Origin of the sequence: Streptomyces sp. NPDC053427 (assembly GCF_044544985.1) — a bacterium.
Taxonomy (GTDB): Bacteria; Actinomycetota; Actinomycetes; order Streptomycetales; family Streptomycetaceae; genus Streptomyces.
On record NZ_JBITYA010000011.1, the window covers coordinates 384404 to 394969 of the forward strand.

Sequence of the window (10566 nt, forward strand, 5' to 3'; positions counted from 1 at the left end):
ACGGCTGCGGCGGCTATCTCTCCAGTACCACGGCGAGGCCCTGGCCCACGCCGACGCACAGCGTGGCGAGTCCCGTGCCGGAGCCGGCGGCGGCCAGTCGGTGGGCGACGGCGCCGTATGCGCCGATGGGGGTGCGGACGGCGTCGACGACGTACGCGTCCCGGGGGCGGCCGGTGATCACGAGGCCTCCTTGAGGGCGCGCAGGGCGGCGAGTTCCGCGGCGGTGGGCGGGTCGGTGACGCCGATCCGATCGGCCCTCTTCAGGTCCCAGCCGGTGGCGTCCCGTACCTGATCGGCCGTCACTCCCGGGTGCAGTTCGGTGAGGACGAGTTCCGCGGTGTCCGGGTCGGGACGGAGCACGCCGAGGTCGGTGATGACCACGGTCGGGCCGGCGCCGGGCAGGCCGAGGGCCGCGCGGTCGCCGGGGCCGCTGCCGTGGCCGAGGGTGGTGACGAAGTCGAGCCGGTCGACGAAGTTGCGGCGGCTGTGCCGGAGCACCATCAGCACCTGCCCGCAATTGGCGGCGATCTCGGGTGCGCCGCCCGCGCCGGGCAGCCGCCCTTCGGGCCTGCCGGGGCCGCGGTCGACGACGGTGGTGTTGATGTTGGCGAACCGGTCGACCTGCGCGGCGCCGAGGAAGCCGACGTCGATGCGGCCGCCCTGGAGCCAGTAGTTGAAGATCTCCGGTACGGACACCACGGAATCGGCGGTGTCGGCGAGTTCGCCGTCGCCGATGGACAGCGGCAGCCGGGTCGGCTTGGAGCCGAGGGTGCCGGACTCGTAGACCAGCACCAGGTCCGGATTGACGGTGCGGCGGGCGAGATTGGCGGCCGTACTGGGCAGCCCGATGCCGACGAAGCAGGTACGGGCGCCGACGAGGGCGCGGGCGGCGTTGATCTCCATGAGCTCGTCGGGGGTCCAGGCGGGGGTGGCCGGTTGGGTGGCGGGCGTGGCCTTTCCGGGGGTGGTGGCCGGGGCGGCGGCCGTCGGACGCTCGCCCCGCACCTCCTCGCCCCGCGCCCCTTCCGTCCGCACCGTCTCCTTCCGCACCGTCTCCGCCAGCCAGCGGCCGAACGCCTGCCGGTCCCGCGCGATCCCGTCCCACTCCCGGTAGAAGGCGTTGTCCCGGACCGAGTACCCCGCCGCGTACGAGGGGTGCGCGCCGCCGGGGACGACCGCGACCGCGTCCACGACCCAGCTGGGCAGCACGACGCCGCCGGGGCGCGGCTCCAGCGTGTCGACGAGCTCCTCGACGGTGACCAGGACGCGCCGGGCGGCCAGCGCCGCCTCCTTCTGCACGCCGGTCAGGCCCCACAGTTGGACGTTGCCGGCCCGGTCGGCCTGCTGCGCGTGGATGACCGTGACGTCGGGGTTGAGGGCGGCGACGGCGGCGAGCTGTTCTCCCGTGAACGGGCAGGTGACGGTGGAGACGGTGGACGTACGGCCGGGGATGTCGCTGCCGCGGTAGCCGCGCAGCACCGCGAACGGGAGCTTGGCGGCGCCCGCGGCGTAGCGGTTGGCCATCCCGGCGTGGCTGTGTTCGTCGATCTCCAGCGGGGCGGGCCAGCCGTTCTCGACGGCGTCCCGGAAGCGGTGCAGCGAGCCGACGCCCGGGTTGCCGCCCCAGGAGAAGATCAGCTTGGCTGCCGCGCCGGCGCCGATCAGCTGGTCGTAGACCACGTCCGGGGTCATCCGGGCGAGCGTGAGGCCGGTGCGGCCCTGCCGGATGATCTCGTGCGCCGCGGCGAACGGGATCAGATGGGTGAACCCCTCCAGCGCCACGGTGTCGCCGTCGTGGATCAGCTCCGCGACGGCGTCGTGCAGGGAATGGATGTCGGCCATGTCCTCGCCTTCGGTTCCGGCTCCGTCACCGCGCTCGTCAGCCCGCTCGGCCCAAGGACCCGTTCGCGGGGGCCATCGATTCGTTCGCATAGTGAACTTAAGTTCAAAATCCAGCTGCCCCGAGTTTGAACCCCGCCCCCGGCCCTGTCAACGGTGCGCCGGGTACGGTTCCGACGAGATCGCCGCACCGTGGAGAGCCGATGAGCCACCCCGCACCCACCGACCCGTCATCACCGGGACCGCCGCCCGAGGCGGTGGCCCCGCTGATGCGCAGCCTCTCCGTGCTGCGCGAGCTGGCGGCGCGCGGCGGCCGGCAGGCGGTGGGCGACCTCGTGCGCGGTACGGAACTCGCGCGCTCCACCGTGGACCGCGTGCTGAGCACCCTCGCCCGGCTCGGCTACGTCCGCACCGAGGGCCGGGACGCCGTCCTCACACCCCGGCTCCTGGAACTGGGCAACGCCTACCTCGCCGCCTCCGAACTCCCCGACCGGCTCGGCCCGCTCGCCGACCGGCTCGCCGACGAGCTCGACGAGTCGGTCTCGCTGGCGGTCCCCGACGGCGACGGCGTCCGCTTCGTCCACCAGGCGACCCGCCGCCGCGCCATGTCGCTCGCCTTCCGCATCGGCGATCTGCTGCCCGCCGAACGGGGCGCGCCCGGTGCGCTGTTCGCGGCGGCGTGGGACTCCGACGACTGGCGCCGCTGGCGACGCCGGCGGGCCGCCGACCCTACGGACGCGGGCTTCCCCGCCGTTCCGCCGCGGCCCGCCGCCGACGCGCCGGCGGCCCCGGACGAAGCATCCGGCGGCGACTTCGAAGCGCGGGTGGCCGCCGCCCGGACGGCCTGCTGGTCGCAGGACGACCAGCTCATCGAGCCGGGCCTGGTCGCGGTGGCCGTGCCGGTACGGGACCCGGCGGGGCGTACGGTCTGCGCGGTGAGCGTCGTCAGCCACACCAGCCGGCTGAGCGCGGACGAACTGCGGGAGGCGGTACTGCCGCGGCTGCGGGAGACGGTGGCCGCCATGGAGTACGTCCTGGGTGCGCCGCCCGCCGCCGACGCCGGGGCCGACCCCGTAGCGGCGCATGCGAGCTGGATGCGGGCATCGAAGCAGGAACTGGGTCCCGAGTTCGTCGAATCGATGGCCCGCGGGCTGATCACCCTCACCGCATTCGGCGGCGGCCGCGCCGCGCTTTCCCTCACCGCCGTGGCGAAGGCCACCGGTCTGGCCCGCGCCACCGCCCGCCGGGCCCTGATCACCCTGGAGCACCTCGGCTACCTCGCCACGGACGGCAAGCTCTTCCGTCTCACGCCGAAGGTCCTGGAGCTGGGCTTCGCGCACCTCTCGGGCCTGACGCTGCCCGCCATCGCCCAGCCGCATCTGGCGGCGCTGGTCGAGCGGGTGCACGACTCCGCCTCGATGGCGGTGCTGTCCGGCGACGACATCCTTTACGTGGCGCGCGTCCCCACCGTCCGCATCATGAGCGTCAACATCACCCTGGGCACCCGCTTCCCCGCCCACGCCACCTCGATGGGCCGAGTCCTCCTCGCCGACCTCCCACCGGCCGAGCTGTCCGCCCGCCTCGCCCTCGTGCACCTCGAACCCCTCACCCGTCACACCCTCACCGACCCGCACCGCCTCATGGCCACCCTGGAGACCGTCCGCGCCGACGGCTACGCCCTGGTGGACGAGGAACTGGAGGAGGGCCTGCGCTCCCTCGCCGTACCGGTCCGCGACCGCACCGGCCGGGTCGTGGCCGCCGTCAACGTCTCCACCCACGCGGCCCGTTGCACGCCGCAGGAGGCCCGGGAGGCCATCCTCCCGGCGCTGCGCGAGGCCGCGGCGGACATCGAGGCGGACCTACGGGTCGCGGGGCGCTACGTACGCATTCCGACGGTGTGAGCGGCGAGCGGCCGTCGGGGCCCTGCGGCATGCCGCGGGCCGTGAACTCGCAGAGGCGCAACGCGCGCATCCAGGACCGAGGCACGACCGAGGCGTCGACCTCTACGCGGCCGGTACCGCGCCCAAGGAGCCGTGCCCGAGGCCGCCGAGGGTGGCCGGCCCGCATCCCGCGCAGCCGGTCGCCGTCAGCTCCGGCCGCGGCGGCCGGTGACCGCCACCAGTCCGATCGCCACCGCACCCAGCAGGCCCGCCAGCGCGAAGGCGGTGAAGCCCAGTTGGTCGTTGCCGTCGGCCGCCAGGGTGCCGCCGAGCCAGGGGCCGACCACGGCGCCGGTGCGGCCGATGCCGGTGACCCAGCCCAGGCCGGTGGCGCGTTCGGTGGACGGATAGACGCGGTCGGCGGCCGCGTAGACCATCGTCTGGGCGCTGAAGAGCCAGACGCCGGTGAGCGCCACGACCACGTAGGTGAGGGCGAGCGGCGGATGCGCCCCCAGCAGCAGCGCACCGGCGGCGGTGAGCAGGAACCACAGGGCGGAGACGGTGACCGGGCCGAACCGGTCGGCGGTGCGGCCGGCGATGAGCATGCCGGCGATGCCGCCCGCGTTGATGATGAGCAGGAAGCTGACCGAGGACGTCAGGCCGTAGCCGGTGGCGCGCATCATCTGCGGGAGCCAGGTGCTGACGCCGTAGACCAGGAGCAGCCCGCAGAACGAGGCGAGCCACAGGAGCGGGGTCGCCCCGCGGACGCCCGGCCGGAACAGCGCGCGGACCGCGGCCAGGCGGCCCTTGGCGCCCGGGGGCGGCGCGTCGGCGGGGACGGGGCGGGCCATGCCGTAGCGGTAGGCGACGGCCTCGGCCTCGGCGGTGCGGCCCTTGGCCAGGAGGACGCCGGGAGATTCCGGCAGCAGCCGGAGCAGCAGCGGGGTGGCGACGACCGCGGGCAGTACGCCGGCCCAGAACACCGAGCGCCAGCCGACCGCGGGGGCGAGGGTCAGGCCGAGGCCGGTGGCGACCATCCCGCCCGCGTGGTACGAGGTCATCAGCAGGCCGGTGGCCAGCGCGGCGCGGCGGGGCGGCGCGAACTCCATCACCATCGAGAGGCAGAGCGGCATCAGGCCGCCGAGGCCGAGCCCGGCGAGGAAGCGCCCGGCGCCGAAGAGTGCGGGCGCGCCGGAGAGGGCGCAGACCGCGGACCCGGCGGAGAACAGCAGCACGCTGGTGACCAGGACCGGCCGGCGGCCGAGCCAGTCGGTGAGGGTGCCGGTGGCGAGGGCGCCGATCAGCATGCCGAAGGTGGTCCAGCTGCCGATGGTGCCGGCCGCTCCGGGGGTGAGTCCGAGTGACGGGTCGTCAAGCATGTGCGGCATGACGGCGCCGTAGACGTTGACGTCCATGCCGTCGAAGAAGACGGCGAGCCAGCACAGCGCCAGGACGGGCGCGACGGAGCGGAAGGTGTGGTGGGCGGGGGCGCGGGCTGCGGGGGTGTCCGTGGGGGACGCGGGCGTGCCGATGGGTGACATGGCGACCTCGGATTCACAGCGGGCAAGGTGGCGCGTGAACGACAAAGGCTGTTCGCGTGGTGAACTTTCGTTCGCCCTACTGGCCGAGGATCCTCTCCCCGTACCCCGGGGCTGTCAATGGCCCGCACCGCCTCAGGGCCGGTCCGGACCCTCCCCCTCGGTACGGCCGCCGCCCGAAGTACCCCGCCCCTCCCCCACCGCGTGCACCCGCCGCTCCCGCTCCGCGCGCCCCGCGGCCGTGGCGACCGAGGGCCACACCCGGTCGAGGGCGGCGTTCATCGCGGCCCCCACCAGGACGGCGAAGGCCGAGACACCGATCCACAGCAGTACGGCGACGGGCGCGGCCAACGACCCGTAGATCGTGGGGCCCTCGACGGTCGAGGTGAGGTAGAGGCGGAGCAGAAAGCTGCCGAACACCCACATCGCGAGGGCGACGACGGCGCCGGGAATGTCCTCCGGCCACGGCGAACGGACGGGTACCGACGCGTGGTACAGCGTGGTCAGAAAGGCCACGGACAGGATCAGCACGACCGGCCAGTACAGGACCCGGACGATGTCGGCGCTGGCCGGCAGCCAGCCGACGACCGCGTCCGGCCCGGCCACCATCAAAGGCAGCGCGACGGCACCGACGACCAGCGCCGCGAGGTAGAGGGCGAACGCCAGCAACCGGGTCCGGACGATGCCGCGCCGCCCGTCGAGCCCGTACATGATGGTGATGGTGTCGACGAAGACGTTCAGCGCCCGGGAGCCGGACCACAGGGCGATGGCGAAGCCGAGGGAGATGACGTCGGGGCGCCGGCCCGTGAAGACATCGTCCAGCAGCGGCCGGGCGATCTCGTTCACGCCCTTGTCGGAGAGCACGGTGCCGGAGGCGTCGAGGATGTTCTGCCGGATGCTGTCGATGGTGGCGTGGCCGATCCACTGCTCCATATAGCCGAGCAGGCCGATCAGTCCGAGCAGCAGCGGCGGCAGCGACAGCAGACAGAAGAACGCGGCCTCGGCGGCCAGCCCGGTGACGCGGTACTCCATGCAGGAGTTGACGACGTCCTTGAGCAGCAGCCATGCCAGCCGTCGCTTGGAGACATTGCGGTAGAGGACCCGGGCCCTGGTCAGACGGCCCGCCGGCCGTTTGACTGGTTCGTTTGCTGGCGGCACCTCCTTACCGTATCTGCCATGGCAGCCAGCACTCATACGGTCACGAACCAGCCCCCGCCGCTGGTCGGATACGACGTCTTCGCCTCCGATCCGGCGCTCACCGAGGGCATCACGCGGTACGTCGACGACGTACGGCTCGAGGAAGTACGGGAGGAATTGAGCCGGCTCGGGCAGGCGGCCGGCTCGGCGCACGCCCGGCAATGGGGCGAGCAGGCCAACGCCCACCCGCCCGTGCTGCGCACCCACGACCGCTACGGGCACCGCATCGACGAGGTGGAGTTCCACCCGGCCTGGCACCGGCTGCTGGGGCACGCCGTGACGGCCGGTCTCACCGACGCCTGGTCGCGCCCCGACGGGCAGGTCCGCCGCAGCGCCGGATTCCTCGTCTGGAGCCAGGCCGAGGCGGGGCACACCTGCCCGGTGTCGATGACCCATGCGGCGGTGCCCGCGCTGCGCGCCGACCCGGAACTGGCGGCCGAGTGGGAGCCGCTGCTGACCTCCCATGTGTACGAGCGGGACCTGCGGCCGGCCGCCGAGAAGGGCGGGGCGCTGGCCGGGATGGCGATGACGGAGAAGCAGGGCGGCAGCGACGTACGGGCCAACACGACCTCCGCCGAGCCGCTGGCCGCCCCCGGCGAGTACGTCCTGACCGGGCACAAGTGGTTCTGCTCGGCGCCGATGTCCGACGTCTTCCTGGTCCTGGCCCAGGCACCCGGCGGGCTCACCTGTTTCCTGCTGCCGCGGGTGCTGCCGGACGGCACCCGTAATTCCTTCCGTATCCAGCGGCTCAAGGACAAGCTGGGCAACCGCTCCAACGCCTCGGCGGAGATCGAGTTCGACGGGCGGACCTGGGCGCGCCGGGTGGGCGAGGAGGGGCGCGGGGTGGCGACGATCATCGAGATGGTCGCGGCGACCCGGCTGGACTGTGTGACGGGGGCAGCGGCGGTGATGCGGCAGGCGGTGGCGCAGGCGGTGCACCACTGCGCGTACCGGGAGGCGTTCGGCGGGCGGCTGATCGACAAACCGCTGATGCGCAATGTGCTGGCCGATCTGGCACTGGAGTCGGAGGCGGCGACGACGCTGGCGCTGCGGCTGGCGGCCGCGTACGACAGCGGCACCGAGCAGGACCGGCACTTTCTGCGGCTGGCGGTCCCGGCCGCCAAGTACTGGGTGACCAAGCGGTGCACGCCGGTGGCCGCCGAAGCGCTGGAGTGCCTGGGCGGCAACGGCTACGTCGAGGAGTCGGGGATGCCGCGGCTGCTGCGCGAGGCGCCGCTGAACTCCATCTGGGAGGGCTCGGGCAACGTCCAGGCGCTGGACGTACTGCGGGCGCTGCAGCGCGAACCGGCCGCGCTGAACGCGTACCTGACGGAGATCGGCGCGGCGCGCGGCGCGGACCACCGGCTGGACCGGGCGATCAAGGCGATGCTGACCGAACTCGCCGACCTGGAGGGCATCGAGGCGCGCGCCCGGCGGCTGGTGGAGCGGCTGGCGCTGGTACTCCAGGGGTCGCTGCTGGTGCGGTACGCGCCGCCCGAGGTGGCGGACGCGTTCTGCGCGTCCCGGCTGGGCGGCGACGCGGGCGCGGCGTTCGGGACGCTGCCGCACACGCTGGACCTAGCGGCGATCGTGGCGCGGGCGCGGCCGGTCATCGGCGGCTGAGTCCTGCGGGGCGCGGCGGTGCGTCCCGCGGGGCTGGCGCGGCGGCGGCTCCTCGTTCCCAGTGGCGGGGCGGAGCGCCCGCCTGGAACGGGGACAGGGGGATCCCGCCGCCGCGCCGGTCAAGGAGCGGTGCCGCGCCGACTCGGCACCCCTCCCGGTCTCAGGGCCATCTCGGCGGATCCGCCGCGGTCCGCCCGCGCCGCGCCGCGTCGATGGCCAGGATGAGGTCCCCGTCGGATGCGTCCGGCCGGAACCCGGCCAGCGCCCCGCGGGCCTCGTAGTAGCGCAGGATCCGGCCGGCGTCCTCCCCCTCCGTACGGCCCGCCTCGCGCAGATGCACCACGAGGTCGGCGAAGGCCAGCGCGGGCAGCAGCCCGCCGACCCGAGCCACCCGGTCGAGCAACCGGGGCGCACCGTCGATGACATAGCCGTCGGCGGGCAGCGGCTGACGCCTGATCAGGACGTCGACCGCGGGCAGTCTGGGCACCCCGTAGTGGTCGGCCAGCCGTCCGGCGCGCGCGATACGCAGTCCCTCCGTCGCTCCGATCACCACGACGCGCGGAGCGGTCACCCCCATGGTGAGCTCTCCTCCCGCGCCGTGCCTGGGATGTGGTGGCGGCCGATGGAATCCCCGGCGGACAGCCAGGGGGCTCGCCGACGGGTGTCCGGCAAGCCTCCGGCCTCGGGATGCCATCGGCCGCTGAGGACCAGACTCCCGGTGCGGGTCATAGGCCACAACGGTTGCAGTCCGTTGCAGCCCGTTGCCATGGATCTGCGCAATGGACCTGCGTTCCGGGCCTGGTGACGGCACGATGGGCACGGGCCAGGGGGAGGCCACCCGTAGGCGGCTTCCGGTGGCCGCCGTGACAGTTGGGCAACGGGGAGCAGCGTGAAGGACACAGCGATCGGCAGCGCCGTCCGGTCGGCCCAGGACATCCGCGAGACCGCGCGCCGCCTGGCGTCGGTCCGGGAGGCCGCGCTCGCGGGCGAGCTGCCGCCCGAGTCGCCGCTGGACGCGCCCCGCCCGGTCATCGGCGAGTCCTGGTTACGGGCCATCGGCTCGGGCGTCGACCCGGAGCGCGACCGCGCCCAACAGCCGCTGTCGGTGGCCGAGTTGGAGCACCGTCGGCACACCTCCCAGCTGACGACGGTGCTCCCGGTCCTCAACGACGGACTGCTGGCGGCCGCCGACGCCGCGCAGCAGATCATGGTCGTCACCGATGCCGAGGGCCGGGTGCTGTGGCGGGAAGGCAGTGCGCCGGTCCGGCGGATGGCCGACCGGCTCGGCTTCGACAAGGGCGCCGACTGGACCGAGGGCGTGGTCGGCACCAATGGGATCGGCACCGCGCTGGTGGCCCGGCGCCCGGTGCTGGTGCACTCCGCCGAACACTTCGTCCGCTCCCACCACCACTGGACGTGTGCCGCGGCGCCGCTGCACGACCCGCGCGACGGCCGGCTGCTGGGCACCGTCGACATCAGCGGCCCGGCCCATTCCTTCCACCCCACCACACTGTCGCTGGTCTCCGCGGTCGCCGGGCTCGCGGAGGGCGAGCTGCGCACCCGGCATCACACATCCCTGGAGCGGCTGCGGTCGACGGCGGCGCCGATCCTGGCGCGGATCGGCGGCCGGGCGCTGGCCGTCGACCCGAACGGCTGGATCGCCGGGGTCACCGGCATCACTCCGCCGGACCGGGTGGCGCTGCCCAAGTCGCCGCAGGCCGGTCCGCTGTGGCTGCCGCGGTACGGCATGTGCACGCTGGAGCCGCTGCCCGGCGGCTGGCTGATCCGCATCGGCCGCGACGAGCCGGCCGCCGGGCCCGGCCGGGTGCTGCTGGACGTCAGCGGCCGGGACGGCTCCACGGTCACCGTCACCGGGCCGGCCGGCGGCTGGTCGCACGAGCTCTCCCCGCGCCACGCCGAGCTGCTGTTCGTCCTCGCCGCGCACCATCCGCGGGGCCGCAGCGCCGCCGAGCTCGCCCAGGACCTGTTCGGGGACCGCGGCCGCACGGTCACGGTACGCGCCGAGCTGTCCCGGCTGCGCCGCCATCTCGCGGGCGTACTGGCCCACCGGCCGTACCGCTTCGCGGACGGCGTGGAGGTGGAACTCCGCCTGCCGCCACGCCCCCTGGAACTCCTGCCCCACTCGTCGGCACCGGCGGTGCGGGCAGCGCGGGCTGGGTAGGGCCCCACGTTGTCGGCCGTCCCGCCGTGGTTGGTTTCTCGCCGTTGCGCCTGGCGGCGGGCGTGGGTTGTTCGGGAGCGGTGCCGGCCCTACACGGCTCCGCCGCTACGGTCCGTCCCCTCCCGTGGGTGGGTGGAAGGGGTCGGTGGGGGCGGGCGTCGAGTCGTGCGTTCACCATGACCGGTCCCAAGAGACACCTGACCACGTACATACACCCCCACCGTCTTCTCTCCACCCCCAACGGGGAGGTGCCGGGTCGTAGCGGCGGAGCCGTGTAGGCCCGGTGCCGCTGCCGAACAGCCCCGCG

At 74.1% G+C, this 10566-nt stretch carries 7 protein-coding genes and 2 pseudogenes; 3 read left to right on the forward strand and 6 right to left on the reverse strand.

The features are described from left to right. Positions 1-13: 13 nt before the first annotated feature. The 3 genes and pseudogenes from ACIGWZ_RS29995 to ACIGWZ_RS30005 form a co-directional block, all read right to left on the reverse strand. Positions 14-196: pseudogene (locus ACIGWZ_RS29995) on the reverse strand (hypothetical protein); the annotation flags it as partial. Beyond that, positions 178-903, reverse strand: a complete 726-nt coding sequence (locus ACIGWZ_RS30000; protein WP_400069858.1) for a CoA-transferase subunit beta — start codon at positions 901-903, stop codon at positions 178-180. The pseudogene ACIGWZ_RS29995 and the gene ACIGWZ_RS30000, both read right to left, overlap by 19 nt. A gap of 135 nt (positions 904-1038) precedes the next feature. Next, a pseudogene (locus tag ACIGWZ_RS30005) lies at positions 1039-1842 on the reverse strand (CoA transferase subunit A); the annotation flags it as partial. Positions 1843-2042: 200 nt separating this feature from the next. On the opposite strand from ACIGWZ_RS30005, the gene ACIGWZ_RS30010 reads away from it, so the two are divergent. After that, a complete protein-coding gene (locus ACIGWZ_RS30010; RefSeq protein ID WP_400069831.1) occupies positions 2043-3740 on the forward strand; it encodes an IclR family transcriptional regulator C-terminal domain-containing protein in 1698 nt (565 codons plus the stop codon). A 185-nt stretch (positions 3741-3925) separates the two neighbouring features. On the opposite strand, the gene ACIGWZ_RS30015 is transcribed toward ACIGWZ_RS30010, so the two are convergent. Further along, on the reverse strand, positions 3926-5260 hold the full coding sequence (locus tag ACIGWZ_RS30015) for an MFS transporter (RefSeq protein ID WP_400069832.1): 1335 nt from the start codon (positions 5258-5260) through the stop codon (positions 3926-3928). Between the two features lie 132 nt (positions 5261-5392). Next, positions 5393-6415 (reverse strand): YihY/virulence factor BrkB family protein, encoded by a 1023-nt coding sequence (locus ACIGWZ_RS30020; RefSeq protein ID WP_400069833.1) that lies wholly within the window; start codon positions 6413-6415, stop codon positions 5393-5395. A gap of 18 nt (positions 6416-6433) precedes the next feature. Here ACIGWZ_RS30020 and ACIGWZ_RS30025 point away from each other — a divergent pair, with 18 nt between their 5' ends. Continuing rightward, positions 6434-8077 (forward strand): acyl-CoA dehydrogenase family protein, encoded by a 1644-nt coding sequence (locus ACIGWZ_RS30025; RefSeq protein ID WP_400069834.1) that lies wholly within the window; start codon positions 6434-6436, stop codon positions 8075-8077. 160 nt (positions 8078-8237) lie between these two features. Here the strand turns inward: ACIGWZ_RS30025 and ACIGWZ_RS30030 are convergent, their stop codons facing one another. Further along, a complete protein-coding gene (locus ACIGWZ_RS30030) occupies positions 8238-8654 on the reverse strand; it encodes a hypothetical protein (protein WP_400069835.1) in 417 nt (138 codons plus the stop codon). A gap of 312 nt (positions 8655-8966) precedes the next feature. Between ACIGWZ_RS30030 and ACIGWZ_RS30035 the strand changes: the two genes are divergently transcribed. After that, the gene (locus ACIGWZ_RS30035) at positions 8967-10259 is read left to right on the forward strand and encodes a GAF domain-containing protein (protein WP_400069836.1); all 1293 of its coding nucleotides are present in this window, start codon (positions 8967-8969) and stop codon (positions 10257-10259) included. Positions 10260-10566: the final 307 nt, after the last annotated feature.